Origin of the sequence: Pseudomonas sp. PDM27, assembly GCF_019219205.1 — a bacterium.
Classification (GTDB): domain Bacteria; phylum Pseudomonadota; class Gammaproteobacteria; order Pseudomonadales; family Pseudomonadaceae; genus Aquipseudomonas; species Aquipseudomonas laurylsulfatiphila.
Genome location: NZ_JAHUWF010000014.1, coordinates 38,337 through 54,158 on the forward strand (window position 1 = coordinate 38,337; position 15,822 = coordinate 54,158).

The 15,822-nt window shown below is 60.3% G+C and carries 12 protein-coding genes; 4 read left to right on the forward strand and 8 right to left on the reverse strand.

Annotation, left to right across the window (positions count from 1 at the left end):
• Positions 1–3: 3 nt before the first annotated feature.
• The 3 genes from KW838_RS24510 to KW838_RS24520 all read left to right on the forward strand — a co-directional run bounded on the left by KW838_RS24510 (position 4) and on the right by KW838_RS24520 (position 5,695).
• Positions 4–3,069, forward strand: a complete 3,066-nt coding sequence (locus tag KW838_RS24510; protein WP_102699398.1) for an efflux RND transporter permease subunit — start codon at positions 4–6, stop codon at positions 3,067–3,069.
• An 853-nt stretch (positions 3,070–3,922) separates the two neighbouring features.
• A complete protein-coding gene (locus KW838_RS24515; protein ID WP_218503814.1) occupies positions 3,923–4,204 on the forward strand; it encodes a DUF6124 family protein in 282 nt (93 codons plus the stop codon).
• 144 nt (positions 4,205–4,348) lie between these two features.
• The gene (locus KW838_RS24520; protein WP_218503815.1) at positions 4,349–5,695 is read left to right on the forward strand and encodes a Fic family protein; all 1,347 of its coding nucleotides are present in this window, start codon (positions 4,349–4,351) and stop codon (positions 5,693–5,695) included.
• A 50-nt stretch (positions 5,696–5,745) separates the two neighbouring features.
• On the opposite strand, the gene KW838_RS24525 is transcribed toward KW838_RS24520, so the two are convergent.
• From KW838_RS24525 to plsB, 4 genes are all read right to left on the reverse strand, one after another.
• On the reverse strand, positions 5,746–6,435 hold the full coding sequence (locus tag KW838_RS24525; RefSeq protein WP_102699395.1) for a DUF4197 domain-containing protein: 690 nt from the start codon (positions 6,433–6,435) through the stop codon (positions 5,746–5,748).
• Positions 6,436–6,464: 29 nt separating this feature from the next.
• On the reverse strand, positions 6,465–6,863 hold the full coding sequence (locus KW838_RS24530) for a YbaY family lipoprotein (protein WP_102699394.1): 399 nt from the start codon (positions 6,861–6,863) through the stop codon (positions 6,465–6,467).
• 99 nt (positions 6,864–6,962) lie between these two features.
• Positions 6,963–7,307: a YbaY family lipoprotein gene (locus KW838_RS24535; RefSeq protein WP_218503816.1), complete on the reverse strand. Its 345-nt coding sequence runs from the start codon at positions 7,305–7,307 to the stop codon at positions 6,963–6,965.
• A 169-nt stretch (positions 7,308–7,476) separates the two neighbouring features.
• Positions 7,477–9,969, reverse strand: a complete 2,493-nt coding sequence (gene plsB, locus KW838_RS24540) for a glycerol-3-phosphate 1-O-acyltransferase PlsB (protein ID WP_218503817.1) — start codon at positions 9,967–9,969, stop codon at positions 7,477–7,479.
• A gap of 236 nt (positions 9,970–10,205) precedes the next feature.
• Between plsB and KW838_RS24545 the strand changes: the two genes are divergently transcribed.
• Positions 10,206–10,415, forward strand: coding sequence for a cold shock domain-containing protein (locus tag KW838_RS24545; protein WP_007954750.1), 210 nt, complete (start codon positions 10,206–10,208; stop codon positions 10,413–10,415).
• An 83-nt stretch (positions 10,416–10,498) separates the two neighbouring features.
• On the opposite strand, the gene KW838_RS24550 is transcribed toward KW838_RS24545, so the two are convergent.
• The 4 genes from KW838_RS24550 to KW838_RS24565 form a co-directional block, all read right to left on the reverse strand.
• Complete coding sequence (locus KW838_RS24550; RefSeq protein WP_218503818.1) at positions 10,499–10,876, reverse strand: hypothetical protein; 378 nt, start codon at positions 10,874–10,876, stop codon at positions 10,499–10,501.
• Between the two features lie 84 nt (positions 10,877–10,960).
• Positions 10,961–11,770: a putative RNA methyltransferase gene (locus KW838_RS24555; RefSeq protein ID WP_218503819.1), complete on the reverse strand. Its 810-nt coding sequence runs from the start codon at positions 11,768–11,770 to the stop codon at positions 10,961–10,963.
• Entirely contained in the window at positions 11,770–12,921 is a 1,152-nt protein-coding gene (gene dapE / locus KW838_RS24560; protein WP_218503820.1) for a succinyl-diaminopimelate desuccinylase, read from the reverse strand. The genes KW838_RS24555 and dapE overlap by 1 nt, the downstream gene beginning before the upstream one ends.
• Before the next feature lie 235 nt (positions 12,922–13,156).
• On the reverse strand, positions 13,157–15,748 hold the full coding sequence (locus KW838_RS24565; RefSeq protein ID WP_218503821.1) for a glycosyltransferase: 2,592 nt from the start codon (positions 15,746–15,748) through the stop codon (positions 13,157–13,159).
• Between the last annotated feature and the right edge of the window lie 74 nt (positions 15,749–15,822).

Consider the following 15,822-nt stretch of genomic DNA (forward strand, 5'->3'; position numbering starts at 1 on the left):
CCGATGCGCTTCAACCTTTCCGAATGGGCGCTGCGTAATCGCCAGATCGTACTGTTCCTGATGCTGTTGCTGGCCATCGTCGGCGCACTTTCCTACACCAAGCTCGGCCAGAGTGAAGACCCGCCGTTCACTTTCAAGGCCATGGTGATTCGCACCAACTGGCCGGGCGCGACCGCCGAGGAAGTCTCGCGCCAGGTCACCGAACGCATCGAAAAAAAGCTGATGGAAACCGGCGAGTACGAGCGCATTGTTTCGTTCTCGCGGCCCGGGGAATCCCAGGTCACCTTTATTGCACGTGATTCCATGCACTCGGCAGAGATCCCGGAGCTCTGGTATCAGGTGCGCAAGAAAATCAGCGACATCCGTCATACCCTGCCGCCGGGGATTCAGGGGCCGTTCTTCAACGATGAATTTGGTACCACGTTCGGCAACATCTACGCCCTGACCGGCGCGGGCTTCGACTATGCCGTGCTCAAGGATTACGCCGACCGCATCCAGATCCAGCTGCAACGGGTCAAGGATGTGGGCAAGGTCGAACTGCTGGGGTTGCAGGACGAAAAAATCTGGATCGAACTCTCCAACGTCAAGCTCGCCACCCTCGGCTTGCCGCTGGCGGCTGTCCAGCAAGCCCTTGAAGAGCAGAACGCGGTGTCCACGGCAGGCTTCTTCGAAACCAGCAGCGAGCGCTTGCAGCTACGGGTCACGGGGAATTTTCAGACGGTCGAGGAGATCAAGAACTTCCCGATCCGCGTCGGTGATCGCACCTTCCGTATCTCCGATGTGGCCGATGTGCGGCGTGGTTTCAATGATCCACCGGCGCCGCGCATGCGCTTCATGGCGCAGGATGCCATCGGCCTGGCGGTGGCGATGAAGGACGGCGGTGACATCCTGATATTGGGCAAGGCACTGGAAGTCGAATTCGCCCGCATCCAGAAAAACCTCCCGGCCGGCATGGAGCTGCGCAAAGTTTCCGACCAGCCGGCGGCGGTGAAAACCGGGGTTGGCGAGTTCGTGCAAGTGCTGGTCGAGGCGCTGGCCATCGTGTTGCTGGTGAGCTTTTTCTCCCTCGGCGTGCGCACCGGCATGGTGGTGGCCCTGGCGATTCCGCTGGTGCTGGCGATGACGTTTGCCAGCATGTATTACCTCGGCATCGGCCTGCACAAGATTTCTCTCGGCGCGTTGGTACTGGCGCTGGGCTTGCTGGTGGACGACGCGATCATCGCCGTGGAAATGATGGCGATCAAAATGGAGCAGGGTTTCGACCGCGTCAAAGCCGCGAGTTACGCCTGGACCAGCACTGCGTTCCCGATGCTCACCGGTACGCTGATCACCGCGGCCGGCTTCCTGCCGATTGCCACGGCGCAATCGGGTACTGGCGAATACACCCGTTCGATCTTCGAGGTGGTCACCATCGCGCTGTTGGCGTCGTGGGTGGCCGCTGTGGTTTTCGTGCCGTATCTCGGGGAAAAACTCCTGCCGGACCTGGCGAAGATTCACGCCGCCAAGCACGGTGCAGGCCAACCCGATCCCTATGGTACGCCGTTCTACCAGCGCGTCCGGCGTCTGGTGGAGTGGTGTGTGCGCTGGCGCAAAACCGTGATCGCCGCGACTGTGCTGTTGTTCATTGCCTCGATTGTGCTGTTCAAGTTTGTACCGCAGCAGTTCTTCCCGGCATCGGGTCGCCTGGAGTTGATGGTCGACCTGAAACTGGCCGAAGGTGCTTCGCTGAGCAATACCGCCGACGAGGTCAAACGCCTCGAAGCACTGCTCAAGGACAAGGCAGGGATCGACAACTACGTGGCCTACGTCGGCACCGGTTCGCCGCGTTTCTACCTGCCGCTGGATCAGCAACTGCCGGCGGCGAGCTTTGCCCAGTTTGTCGTCCTGGCGAAAACCATTGAAGAGCGGGAAGCCCTGCGCACCTGGTTGATCTCAACCCTCAACGAGCAATTCCCCGCTCTGCGCTCGCGGGTTACGCGCCTGGAAAACGGTCCGCCGGTTGGTTACCCGGTACAGTTCCGTGTGACCGGGGAGCACATCGAGGAGGTGCGGGCGCTGGCGCGCAAAGTCGCGGCCAAGGTTCGCGAGAACCCGCATGTGGTCAACGTCCACCTGGATTGGGAAGAACCGAGCAAGGTGGTGTACCTGAACATCGATCAGGACCGCGCGCGGGCGCTGGGCGTGAGCACGGCGAACCTGTCGAAGTTCCTGCAAAGCTCCCTCACCGGTTCCAGCGTCAGCCAGTACCGTGAAGACAACGAGTTGATCGAGATCCTGTTGCGCGGCACCTTGCATGAACGCACCGAGCTGTCCTTGCTGCCGAGCCTGGCGGTGCCGACCGATAACGGTCGCAGCGTCGCGCTGTCGCAGATTGCGACCCTGGAGTACGGCTTTGAAGAGGGCATCATCTGGCACCGCAACCGCCTGCCCAACGTGACGGTTCGCGCTGACATCTATGACAAGCAGCAACCAGCGACACTGGTGCAGCAGATCATGCCGACCCTCGATCCGATCCGCGCCGAACTGCCTGACGGCTACTTGCTGGATGTCGGGGGCACCGTTGAAGACTCGGCGCGCGGACAGAACTCGGTGAAGGCCGGCGTACCGTTGTTCATCGTGGTGGTGTTGACCTTGCTGATGCTGCAACTGCGCAGTTTCTCACGCACGGCGATGGTGTTTCTCACGGCGCCGCTGGGGTTGATCGGGGTGACGCTGTTTCTGTTGGTGTTCCGCCAGCCGTTCGGTTTCGTGGCGATGCTGGGGACTATCGCCTTGTCGGGGATGATCATGCGTAACTCGGTGATTCTGGTGGATCAGATCGAGCAGGACATTGCTGCCGGGTTGAAGCCTTGGCAGGCGATCATCGAGGCCACGGTGCGGCGGTTTCGGCCGATTGTGTTGACGGCACTTGCTGCTGTTTTGGCGATGATTCCTTTGTCACGTAGTGTGTTCTTTGGGCCGATGGCGGTGGCGATCATGGGGGGGTTGATCGTTGCTACGGCGTTGACACTGCTGTTTTTGCCTGCGCTTTATGCGGCTTGGTTTCGGGTCAGGAAGGAGTCCGTTTGATCGGGGGTATATCCGTTTCTTCGGTAACGGCGGCTGGCGGTTTCGCCCTTACGGCGAGTCACTTTTTTTACAAGCGCCTAAAAAAAGTAACCAAAAAAACGCTCGCCCCGAACGTACGGCCCCTCGCTTAGGCTCGGGGTTCCTTCGCTCCGGCATTCATCCGGGGGCATTGCCCTCCGGTCGGCTTCGCTTCGACCTACATGCAATGAGTTCGGCTGCGCCGAACGGCGCTGCGCGCCCATCCCCGGATGAACACCTCCACTCAGCCTTCCGAGGGGGCGGGTAGATCAAAAGCTGCAGGCGAGCTAACGCTCGGCCTGATGAGTGGTGAGATGCGTCTGTGTACGCCGATCTGCCTTTGCTCTTCTGTGGGAGCGAGCCTGCTCGCGAAGGCGGCCTGACAGCCGACCAATTTCTTTCAGATGTACTCGGTCAAATTGTGGGAGCGGGCTTGCCCGCGAAGACGGCCTGCCAGCCAACCAATTTCTTTCAGGTGTCCCCGGCCCAACTGTGGGAGCGAGCTTGCTCGCGAAGGCGGCCTGACAGCCGACCAATTTCTTTCAGATGTACTCGGTCAAATTGTGGGAGCGGGCTTGCTCGCGAAGACGGCCTGCCAGCCAACCAATTTCTTTCAGGTGTCCCCGGCCCAACTGTGGGAGCGAGCTTGCTCGCGATGGCTGCCCAACAGTCAACAACGTTTACCGCCAAAGCCAACCATTCAGACCATTCCCACAAGACTTTCAGCTTGCCCGTCAGAAGCACGATCTCTAGCCTTTGTCCGTCGCTGCCAATTCAGCGACCGGGACTGCAAGCCCGCGAATAGTCGTTAGGCGCCTACTTTGGGAGCTTCGCAATGATCAAAGACAGTCCTGATTACTCTGCCTCTGAATCCGAGAAACAAACGAGAACTTCAAACCGCCCCTGCCCAATTTTCACCATCCACCCAGGCGTCGATTCCGAAACCTTGCTGGTCCATGCCTACGAAACCCTCGCCTCAGCCAATGTAATGGCAACCGAACTGTCGTCCATCCTGAACGGCCCAACCTGCAATCTGGTACTCGGCATTCAGCAGATGATCGTCCTCGCGCAACTATCAGTGAATCGCGTCCTCGATCAGTTGGATCAGCAGCAATAGCAATAGGAAGAAGCCCGCTGAACCCGTACCCATCAACGGGCCCTCATTGTTCCTACATTTATCTCGGACCCGTCTGATATTGAGGCTCATGAGCCCAGGTGTTGTACTCAAACCCCGGTTTTGTGAATGTTTGAGACAGTGCGTATGAAGAACCCACCCAAGTTGCGGGGACGGACCGACCCGGTGTTTGATCGGCTAGGGCAGTCGCCTCACAAGGAACGTCTCGCGGATTACTTGGCTCTGCTCAAGCCCCTGGACGATCAGGGGCGTTATCTGCCATTCGATGCGTTGCGCTATCGCTGGGCGCCGGGTCTGGATTCCAGTTTGTGCTGGGCCTTGGTCAAGAAAGCCCGGACGGCGCAGTATTCGAGTCTTTTGCCATTGGGTGATCCGGTGCGGTGGCTGCAATTCGTGCTGACGCCACTGGCGCAAAAGGCTATTTCCGCGGTAGACCGGCAAACCACTACGGCCGTGCTGGAGTACATGACCAGCCAGATCGGCGAGCGTGCGCACTTCAGCTATCTGCTCAATGACCTGATCGAAGATGAAGCCATCAGTAGCAGCCAGCTCGAAGGCGCGGCAACCACGACACGTGTGGCCAAGGACATGCTCAAGCGTCATCGCCTGCCGCGTACGCCGGACGAGCGAATGGTCATCGGTAATTTCAAGATGATGAACTTCGCCTGGGAGCAGCGCTACGAGCCTCTGAGCGTTGAGTTGATCGCGGCGATGCACCGCGTTGGCGTCGAGGGCATCGATGATCCGCAGTATTCGCCGGGGGTGTTCAGAAGCCGTGATGATGTCGTGGTGCAGGATGGCGAGGGCAACACCGTTCATACGCCACCGCCCGCAGCAGGTATCGGGTTGCGTTTGCAGGCGCTGGCGCAATGGATCAACCATTCCCATGACAACCTCCATCAAGCGGATTACCTTCATCCTCTGATCAAAGGCATCGCTCTGCATTTTGCCCTGGGTTATGAGCATCCTTTTCGTGACGGCAACGGTCGGGTCGCGCGGGCGCTGTTTTACTGGTTCATGTTCAAGAATGACTTCTCGGCGTTCCGCTACATCGCGATCAGCGTCTTGTTACGCAATGCACCGGTGAGGTACGGGCGCTCATACCTGGATACCGAGGCGGATGATCTGGATCTGACGTATTTCATCGATTTCCAGTGTTCGGTGGTGCTGCGTGCCGTGGGCAGTTTTACCGAGGCGTATCGGAAAAGTCTGGTTGATGCCGAGTGCTTTGATCGATGGTTGCGGGAAAGTGGTTTTCTCGAGCAACTCACGGAGAATCAGCGGGCCGTGTTTCAAGCGGCCAAGAGCGGAATGGCCAAGGAATTTACTGCGGTCAATGTGAAGGAAAACCTGGGGTGCTCTTACAACACGGCATCCGCCACATTGAATGGGCTGGTCGAGTTGAAGTTATTTGAGAAGCGGAAGATGGGACAGGAGTGGGTGTTTTTTCTACGACCTGCCTCCGTGACCTGAACCAATGTGGGAGCGAACAGGCCCACTCCCACAGGGTTTTATGTTGTGGCTTAGAGCGTGCCGAATACCTTCTTCGCCAAACTGGTCGCCGCAGCCGCCGGGTTCTGGCGGATGGTTTCTTCCTGTTTGCCGATCATTTCGAACAAGCCATTCAGCGCCTGCTCGGTGACGTAGTTTTCGACGTTGGCATTCTTCGCGTCCAATACGCCCATTGTTGCCGCTTGCCCGGCGAACGAGTTGTACTGCTGGGCGAGGCCCACCTTGTCGGTGGCTTGCTTGACGATCGGCAGGAACTTGGCGCGGATCTGTTCGCGGCTGGTCTTGTTCAGGTATTGGGTGGCCGAGTCGTTGCCGCCGCTGAGGATGCCCTTGGCGTCTTCCACGGTCATTTTCTTCACGGCATCGACGAGGATTGGCTGGGCCTGGGTCACGGCGGTTTCGGCCGCCTTGTTCATGCTGGCTTCCAATTCATCGACCTGGTCACCCATGCCGAACTGTTTCATTTTGCTGGCGACCTTGCCCAGTTTGCCCGGCAGTTCGATTTTTACTTCCGGGTTGTTGCTGAAGCCGCCCGGGGTGCCGAGCTGTTTCACGGCCAGTTGCGCGCCTTGGGTCAGTGCGTCCTTGAGCCCACCGGTGGCGTCTTTCTGCGACAGGTCGCTGAGGGACAGCGCCAGGGCGTTGGCACAGATCATCAAACCTGCGCACAGGCCGGCAAAACGAAGGGTAGGGCGGAGCATGGCAGCTTCCTTGTTCAAAAAAGAGAGAATTAGCGAACGGCGTCGACGCGGATTTTCAACGGTTGCGGGTCCTTGCCATCAAGACGCACGGCATGGTTTTCGGTGGTGATGAACATCAGCTTTCCATCGACTTCGATGCGCGCGCTGACCGAGTAACGATGGCCTGGTTTGACCTGCGCCGGATCGTAACTCAGATGAAACGGCAGTGGCACCTGGCCTTTGACCGGGCCGTTCTGTTCGTCGAGGACAATGGCTGGTGCGTCGGCCAGAGACACGTCCTGCAAGCTCACGCTCAGGGTAGCGGTGGGCGGCAGGGCGCTGCGTTGCAGGTAAAAGACTTCGCCGTCGAGGCTGGCTTTCGGGGCAGGTTGCATGGACTGGCAGGCGCCGAGCAAAACCGCAAGCCCGAGGAGAGAGAGTTTTTTCATGAAGCGGATCCTTGTCATTGGCGCCCGAAGAAGACCGACGCCAACGACAATTTAACGGATTTTACCGAGGATATCGCGCAACTTGCCTCGGGGATGTTCTCAGACGAGGCTGACCCACACTTCCTGCTCATTTACATAATCGACGCCCAGTTCCACCTGGTGTGGTTGAGTGGTGGCGAAGATCAGACGGTCTTCGTGGGTGATGCTCGCGCTGATTGCATAGGTATGGCCGGGCAAGACATCAGCGAGCTTGTACGTCAGGTTGAAGTTCAGCCCGTCGGGTTTTTCGGCGTTGGCAGTGATCTGTGCGGCCAGTTCCTTCGCAAGGACGTCTTGCAGGCTGACATCCAGCAGGCGGACCTGAAGAGTCGAGTTACGCGGCAGCGCCATCTTTACTGCGTAACTCACTTTGCCACTAATGGTTTTTACGGTTTCGTTGTTCATATTGATTTCCTTATCAATTGATCGTCGGTAGTGACGAGCGTCCAGCATAGGGTCGAGGCAGCGTTTGCTATGTAGGCGAGTTCCTGCGAGCCGGGGCGAAAAGGAAGTGGCATGAGTCAGAAGCATCCTTGCTTCAGCCATGAAACTTCCGCGCAGAGATGTGAGTGAGTCAGAGCGGCGTGACCAGCTCCGCCGCATCTTCACTGCGATGCAACGCCACCTGCCGGATCGACAAGCGGATCTCCGCCGGCAACACCCGTTTGGCCGCGCCTTCGGCCAGTTCGCCGAGCAGTTCGTGATAACCGAGCTTGCCCGCTTCGTCGCGCTTGAGCACGTCGAGGTCGAGCAGGGTCTGGATGAAGTGGCGGAACAGGCTCTTGTCGAAGAACTCCGGGGCGTTCAGGCCATGCAGGATCGACAGGCGCTGGGCCATGACCGTGCACAGGTCTTCCAGTTCTTCGGCACTGATGCTGTTCTGGCCGCTGTTGAGCAGCAGGGACACGGTCATGTAGAAGCGCTGCAGGGTCTGGGCGATGCTTTTCGACAGCAGCGTCAGCAGCACGAAATGCCGCGAGCTTGGCGCCGGGCGCAGGTACACATCGTTCTCGAAACGCAGCAGGCCTTGCTCGACGAACGCCTCCAGCCATTGATCGATCACCGCATCCAGTTCCTCCGGCGACCAGCGAATGAACAGCTCCGCTTGCAGGTACGGGTACAGCGCGCGGGTGTAGCGCAGGATCTGTTCGCGACTCATGCGCGAGGCGCTCTGGAAGAAGCTCGCCAGCAGGGCCGGCAGGGCGAAGATGTGCAGCACGTTATTGCGGTAGTAGGTCATCAGGACGGCGTTCTGCTCATCCAGATACAGAATCTTGCCCAGGGCATCGCTCTGCTCGGACAGCAGGTCCATGTCCTTCACGTGCTCGATCAACGCCCGGCCGTCACCGTCCGGCAGGGTGGTGTGCGGCGAGTACGGTACCTTGCGCAACAACGCCAGGTACAGGTCGAGCACCCGTGCCATGGCGCGGTCGTCCAGGGCCAGGCGGCTGGTGGACAGCAGCGCCAGGGCAACGAGGTTGACCGGGTTGATCGCTGCCGCTTCGTTCAGATGCTGGGCGACCTTCTCGCCGAGGCGGTTGGTGGTTTCGTTGAGCCAGGCCGGTCTGAACTGCGGGCCGAGTTCCTGTTGGCGCCAGTCCGGCTGTTCGCTGTCGAGGAATTCCGCCAGTTTGATCGGCTCGCCGAAGTTCACCGCTACCTGGCCGAAACGCTGCTTGAGTGCGCCGATGACTTTGAAGATGTCGAAGATCGATTCTTTCTTCTTGGCCGCACCGCGCAATTCGCCGAGGTAGGTCCGGCCTTCCAGTACGCGCTCGTAGCCGATGTACACCGGCACGAACACGATCGGCATGCGCGACGAACGCAGGAAGCTGCGCAGGGTGATCGCCAGCATCCCGGTTTTCGGTTGCAGCATGCGCCCGGTGCGCGAGCGGCCACCCTCGACGAAGTACTCCACCGGGAAACCCTTGGTGAACAGGGTGTGCAGGTATTCGTTGAACACCGAGGTGTACAGCGGGTTGCCCTTGAACGTCCGGCGCATGAAAAACGCGCCGCCACGACGCAGCAGGCCGCCGATCACCGGCATGTTCAGGTTGATCCCGGCGGCGATGTGCGGCGGGGTCAGGCCATTGCGGAACAGCAGGTAGGACAGCAGCAGATAATCGATGTGGCTGCGGTGGCAGGGTACGTAGATCACTTCGTGACCCTGGGCGACCTTCTGCACGCCTTCGATGTGGTTGACCTTGATGCCGTCGTAGATCTTGTTCCAGAACCAGCTCAGCACCACTTCCATAAAACGGATGGCCGTGTAGGTGTAGTCCGAGGCGATTTCGTTGCCATAGCGCAGGGCCTGGGCCTTGGCTTTTTCCGGTGAAATGTTCTCGCGTTCGGCTTCGTCGAGGATCGCCTGTCTGACCTGCGGCTGGTTCAGCAGGCCCTTGACCAGGTTGCGGCGGTGGGAAATGTCCGGGCCGATCACCGCAGCCTTCAGGTTGCGAAAGTGCACCCGCAGGATGCGCTGGGCCATGCGCACGGTGCGCTCGTGGCCCTTGTTGTGCTCGATCAGTTCGCGCAGGTGGATCGGTGCGGAGAACTGCACGCGGGTCTTGCGCCCCAGCACGATGATGCTCAGCAAGCGCCGCAGACGCCCGGTTACCGCCCAGCTATCGGCGAACAGGAGTTTCCATGGGCTGTTTTCGCTGTCCGGCGACTGGCCCCAGAACACGCTGACCGGAATGATCTGCGCGTCTTCGGCGGCGTTCTGGCTCAGGGCGCTGACCAGGCGGGTCAAGGTTGGCGGCGCGCCGCGCTTGTCCTGGCGGCCGAGCCAGTCCGGGTCCGGCGTCAGGTAGAAGAACGCGGCCGGTTCCAGCAGGTTGCCCACCGATACCGGCAGCACCGGGCGCGGCAGGCCGGCCTTGCTGCATTCGGTGTCGACCACGGCAAGGTCGGTCAGCGAAGGGTTTTGCAGGACGTAGAACACCGGACGACTGCGGTCGAGGTTGAGGGTGAACGACGACTGGTTGATCGTCTCCGAGCGAACCCAGAGGTACAACAGTCGGCGCAGGGTGCCAAACACAAGACGGCGGAACGGGGAACGGGTCATACGGCTTCTGCATGAGTGAATGAAACCAAGCGTTTGCTCGGGCGCTGCGTAGTGTGCCGGATTCGTCGAAAATCGGCAAAAAAGCGGCGAAGTAAACTGCTATTGAGAGTTTCAGCGTCTGTCATATACTCGGCGCTCTGTCGCCGTTGCCCTCATGGGACCGGTATGCGCAGTCTGACGTTCCCGAGGCTTTCCTGCGAAAAGCCCGATCAATAATAAAAAGGGAGTATGAACAAATGGCAACACGCGAAACCGGCAACGTGAAGTGGTTCAACGACGCCAAGGGCTACGGCTTCATTCAGCGCGAGGACGGGGTGGACGTGTTCGTGCACTACCGCGCGATTCGTGGCGAGGGGCACCGTTCACTGACCGAAGGCCAGCAAGTTGAGTATGCGGTGGTCGAAGGGCAGAAGGGGTTGCAGGCTGAGGATGTTGTAGGTCTGTAATTTCAAGATCAAAAGATCGCAGCCTGCGGCAGCTCCTACACCATAACCTTGTAGGAGCTGCCGCAGGCTGCGATCTTTTTGCTTTAAGCGGTCTTCCAGGTGATCTCTTCTTCACCGTCGGTGCTGATGCGAATCCAGCGGTCCGCCGTCTCTTCACCTTCTTCCTCGACCCAGGTTCCCGGCGCGCAACGCACTTCGACGTTCAGCGCGGCAAATGCAGCGCGGGCGCAGGCGATGTCGTCGTCCCACGGGGTCTGGTCGCTTTCCAGGTACAGGCTGTTCCACTTGCCGACCGCTTTTGGCAGCCAGGTCACCGGCACGTTGCCGGCCTTGCACTTGTAGGTCTGGCCCTTCTGCACCCAATCCGAACACGGCCCAAGTGCCGCGCCGAGCCAGGCGGCAATGGCTTTGTGATCGACGTCGGCGTCTTTCAGGTAAATCTCGATATCGGGCTGGCGCATGGATGTCCTCACTGCGGGTCTGAAAAATCCATTCGCGGATTTAGCCGGCCTTGAGCCGTTGCCCAAGACCAAAAATGTTTGAAGTTATTGAAGAACGAAATAATCGTAGCGCATCGACACGGTGACCTCGAACGGCTCGGCCTGCTCGATAACGGCAGTACGGCGTTCGGCACTGGCGCGCCAGCCGTGGGGCGTCATGGCCAGCAGGTTCGCCCGGTCCTGACCACTGTGGAGCGTCAGTTTGAATTCCAGGGTTTCGCTGTGCGCCAGCGCCATGCCTTCCGGCACCAGGTCAAGATGCTTGTCGTCGATGTACTCTCGGACCTCATCGTACAGCCGCTCGCGCAATTCCATCAGGTGGCCGCTGGTCGGCCCGACTTTCATCAGGCCGCCGCCGACGCTGAGCAGGCGTTTGGCTTCTTCCCAATCCAGCGGGCTGAAGACGCTGGCGAGGAACTGGCAACTGCCGGAAGCCAACGGTACCCGCGCCATGCTGGCGATCAACCAGGTGAGCTGCGGATTGCGTTTGCAGGCGCGTTTGACCGCTTCGCGGGAGATGTCCAGGGCATAACCTTCGGCCTCTGGCAGCGCCTCGGCGATCTGCGCGGTGTAGTAGCCCTCGCCACAACCGATGTCCAGCCAGCGCTGCGGCGCATAGCTGGCGGCCAGCTCCGCCAGGCGCCTGGCCACCGGCGCATAGTGCCCGGCATTCAGGAAGTCACGGCGGGCTTCGACCATTGCCTGGTTATCCCCAGGGTCGCGGCTGTTCTTGTGCTGCACCGGCAGCAGGTTCAGGTAACCCTGGCGCGCACGGTCGAACCGGTGCCCGGCGGGGCAGACCACACCGTTGTCCACCGCATTGAGCGGTTCGCTGCAGATAGGGCAGGCAAGCATCAGGCGAGCAACTTGATCAGGGTCTGGTAGTAGATTTCGGTCAGCACATCGAGGTCGGCTGCCAGCACGCGCTCGTTGACCTGGTGGATGGTCGCGTTGACCGGGCCCAGCTCAACCACTTGCGTGCCCATGGTCGCGATGAAGCGCCCGTCGGAGGTACCGCCGCTGGTGGACGCCTTGGTGTCGCGCCCGGTGATGTCCTTGATGCTCGACGACACCGCGTCCAGCAGCGCGCCTGGCTCGGTGAGGAACGGCAGGCCGGACAAGGCCCAGTCGACGTTCCAGTCCAGGCCATGCTTGTCGAGGATGTCGGCGACGCGTTTTTGCAGGCCTTCGACCGTGGACTCGGTGGAGAAACGGAAGTTGAACACCGCCACCAGGTCACCCGGGATCACGTTGGTCGCACCGGTGCCGGAGTTGACGTTGGAGATCTGGAAGCTGGTCGGCGGGAAGAAATCGTTGCCGTGGTCCCAATGCTCGGCGGCCAGTTCTGCCAGCGCCGGAGCGGCGAGGTGGATCGGGTTCTTTGCCAGGTGCGGGTAAGCCACGTGACCTTGCACGCCGCGCACGGTCAGCTTGGCGCCGAGGGAGCCGCGACGGCCGTTCTTGACCACGTCACCCACCAGGGTGGTGCTCGACGGTTCGCCGACGATGCACCAGTCCAGGCGCTCCTTGCGCGCGGCGAGGCGTTCTACCACTGCCTTGGTGCCGTGGTGCGCCGGGCCTTCTTCATCGCTGGTGATCAGGAACGCGACTTTGCCCTTGTGATTCGGGTAGTCGGCGACAAAACGCTCGGACGCGACGGTCATGGCGGCGAGACTGCCTTTCATGTCGGCGGCGCCACGGCCGCAGAGCATGCCGTGTTCGTCGATCAGCGCGTTGAACGGCTCGATCTGCCAGGCCGTTACCGGGCCGGTCGGGACCACGTCGGTGTGGCCGGCGAAGCACAGCACCGGACCGTCGTCCTGGCCGTGGGTGGCCCAGAAGTTATCCACATCCTCGATGCGCATCGGTTCCAGGGTGAAACCGGCATCGCCCAGGCGCTGCATCATCTGCTTCTGGCAATCGGCGTCGATCGGTGTCACGGACGGACGGCGGATCAGGTCGATGGCGAGTTGAAGGGTCGGCGAAAGGTCGGCGTGGGCCGTCATGGAAAACTCCGGAAAACTTGAAATTGGGCATGGGCTACTGTGGGAGCGAGCTTGCTCGCGATAGCGGTGTGTCAGTCAACATAAACATTGATTGTTACACCGTAATCGCGAGCAAGCTCGCTCCCACAGGTATTGGGTCGGTTGGCAAACCGTACTCCGCCAAGCCCCGCAAAATGGCGGTTATCTTAAAGCAAAACGGCGACCATTGGCCGCCGTTTAGTGTATCTGCGGATATTTAGACGACAGGTGCCGTTTCAGGCTCGGCGGCCGGTTTCGGCAGCGACGACAGGAACGCCATGATCAGCGCCGCCAGATACGGCAGCGACTGCACCAGCAGCATGGTGACCCAGAAGCGCATGTCGTTGCTCGGCATGCCGTTGACCAGATAAATCCCCAGCGCCGCGCTCCACAACAGCAGCATGATGAACATCTCTTCCCGGGCTTCCGAAATCGCTACCCAGAAACCATGGTTGTCGGCGTTTTTCGGTGTGCGGAAGAACGGAATGCTGCTGGTGAAGAAGCCGTACAGCACCGCTTTGGCGATGGTGTGGGACAACGCCAGACCGGCCAGCGCAGCGCAGAAGGCATCCTTCAAATTGACCCCGACCGCACGACGGTAGAGGAAGATGATCTTGGCCACCTTGAACACGAACAGCGCCAACGGCGGGATTGCGAAGATCAGCAGCGGTGGATCGACCCGTTGCGGCACGATGATCATTGCCGCCGACCACAACAGCGCACCGACGGTGAAGAAGATGTTCATGCCGTCCGCCACCCATGGCAACCAGCCTGCGAGGAAGTGGTAGCGCTGGCCGCGGGTCAGCTCGGTGTCCTTGCCACGCAACAGGCTGGCGGTGTGGCGCTTGATGATCTGAATCGCTCCGTAGGCCCAGCGGAAACGCTGTTTCTTGAAGTCGATGAAGGTATCGGGCATCAGGCCTTTGCCGTAGCTGGTGTGGTAGTACGCCGCCGACAGGCCTTTCTCGAATACGCGCAAGCCCAGCTCGGCGTCTTCACAGATGCACCAGTCGGCCCAGCCCAGCTCTTCGAGCACCGAGCGGCGGGTCATGGTCATGGTGCCGTGCTGGATGATCGCGTCGCGGTCGTTGCGGGTGACCATGCCGATATGGAAGAAGCCTTTGTATTCCGCATAGCAGAGCTTCTTGAAGGTGCTTTCGTTCTGGTCGCGGTAGTCTTGCGGCGACTGCACCACGGCGATTTTCGGGTCGGCGAAGTGCGGCACCATGTGCTTGAGCCAGTTGCGGTCGACGCAGTAGTCCGAGTCGATCACGGCAATCACTTCGGCGTCCTTGGCGGTGTGCGGAATCAGGTAGTTCAGCGCGCCACCCTTGAAGCCGGCCAACGGTGCCACGTGGAAGAACTTGAAGCGCGGGCCGAGAGTTGCGCAGTAGTCGCGCACCGGTTCCCAGACCGCCGGGTCCTTGGTGTTGTTGTCGATGATCAGGACTTCGAAATCCGGATAGTCGAGGTTGGCCAAAGCGTTGAGGGTCTGTTTGACCATCTCCGGCGGCTCGTTGTAGCAAGGCACGTGAATCGACACTTTCGGGCGGTAGCTGGAGTCGCCTTCCACCGGCAAAAACTCGCGCCGGCGCTTGTGTACCCACACTGCTTCGGCCAGTTCATGGGCCTCGGTCAGCAACACGATAAACACCCCGAGCGCACCGAGGGCGAGCAGGAAGCCCACCGTCAGGCTGAACCAGGTGCTGTATTGCAGGCTGTAGTCGTAACCGATCCACACCAGCACCGAACCGCAGAGGAACGCAATGAAGGTCAGGAAGGTGCGACCACGCTGGCGCAGGGCCGAGCCGTCGATCATCAGCAGGGTCAGCGACAACAGCGCCAATACCACCGAACCAACGGCCAGTACGCGCCACTGCGGAATCGCCACCACCGGGCCTTCGAAGTTGAACTTCTGCTGGCGCGCGGCGTTGAACACGCCCCAGTAGGCGCCTACGGAACCTTCGTCGCTGGCTTTCCACGGCTGGTCAAAGGCTTCGATCACGAAGTAGTTGAAGCCCTGGCGATTGAGCTTGTTGACCAGGGTTCGCAGGTAGATCGCCTGGTCTGCGGGCGAAGCATCGGCGCCACCGCGCATGCGGCCGTTGCTCGGCCAGCCCACTTCGGACAGCAGCAGCGGTTTTTTCGGGAACATCTTTTTCAGGTCGCGGGCGCGATCCAGAACGAACTGCTGGGCCTTGTCCACTGGAATGAATTCCCAGTAAGGCAGGACGTGCGCGGCGATCAGGTCGACATGCTTGGCCAGTTCCGGGTGTTCTTCCCAGACGTGCCATTGCTCGGACGTGGTCACCGGCACCTTCACGGCGGCGCGTACGCGATCGAGCATCACGCTCAGTTCGGCGGCGGTGATTTCCTTGCGGAAGATCGCTTCGTTGCCGACCACCACACGAACCACGCTGCGCGAGGAGTTGGCGATTTCGATGGCGCGGGTAATTTCCCGTTCGTTGCGTTCCTGGTCCGGGCTGATCCAGATCCCCAGCGTTACCCGCAAGCCGAACTCTTCCGCCAGTTTCGGGATGTCTTGCAGGGTGCCATCGACCGAGTAGATGCGGATGTTATCCGTCAGCTTGCTCATGATCTCCAGGTCGCGACGCATTTGATCGTCGGTCGGGTACTGGTCTTTCTGCGGGAACTGGCCCTGCTGGAATGGCGAGTACGAGAAGCCGGAGATCTGCTCAGGCCAGTTGGGGGCGGTGACGGGGCGGTTGATCAGCGCCCAGAAGCCGGTAAACAAGGCCGCGATGGCGAGCACCACGACCAGGTTGAGTCCAAATTTACGCGATGACATGGTTATTTCAGGTTCCAAAGGCTGTGGAACGAAGGAACGGTTGGCTGCCGCCAAGGGGCGCGCATCCTACACCG

Excerpts from the sequence above, each read along its gene's own strand:
- KW838_RS24520 (WP_218503815.1), top strand. The coding sequence starts at position 4,349 with ATGAAGAACCCACCCAAGTTGCGGGGACGGACCGACCCGGTGTTTGAT.
- KW838_RS24565 (WP_218503821.1), bottom strand. The coding sequence starts at position 15,748 with ATGTCATCGCGTAAATTTGGACTCAACCTGGTCGTGGTGCTCGCCATC.
- KW838_RS24525 (WP_102699395.1), bottom strand. The coding sequence starts at position 6,435 with ATGCTCCGCCCTACCCTTCGTTTTGCCGGCCTGTGCGCAGGTTTGATG.
- KW838_RS24510 (WP_102699398.1), top strand. The coding sequence starts at position 4 with ATGCGCTTCAACCTTTCCGAATGGGCGCTGCGTAATCGCCAGATCGTA.
- KW838_RS24545 (WP_007954750.1), top strand. The coding sequence starts at position 10,206 with ATGGCAACACGCGAAACCGGCAACGTGAAGTGGTTCAACGACGCCAAG.
- KW838_RS24555 (WP_218503819.1), bottom strand. The coding sequence starts at position 11,770 with ATGCTTGCCTGCCCTATCTGCAGCGAACCGCTCAATGCGGTGGACAAC.
- plsB (WP_218503817.1), bottom strand. The coding sequence starts at position 9,969 with ATGACCCGTTCCCCGTTCCGCCGTCTTGTGTTTGGCACCCTGCGCCGA.
- KW838_RS24515 (WP_218503814.1), top strand. The coding sequence starts at position 3,923 with ATGATCAAAGACAGTCCTGATTACTCTGCCTCTGAATCCGAGAAACAA.
- dapE (WP_218503820.1), bottom strand. The coding sequence starts at position 12,921 with ATGACGGCCCACGCCGACCTTTCGCCGACCCTTCAACTCGCCATCGAC.
- KW838_RS24535 (WP_218503816.1), bottom strand. The coding sequence starts at position 7,307 with ATGAACAACGAAACCGTAAAAACCATTAGTGGCAAAGTGAGTTACGCA.
- KW838_RS24530 (WP_102699394.1), bottom strand. The coding sequence starts at position 6,863 with ATGAAAAAACTCTCTCTCCTCGGGCTTGCGGTTTTGCTCGGCGCCTGC.
- KW838_RS24550 (WP_218503818.1), bottom strand. The coding sequence starts at position 10,876 with ATGCGCCAGCCCGATATCGAGATTTACCTGAAAGACGCCGACGTCGAT.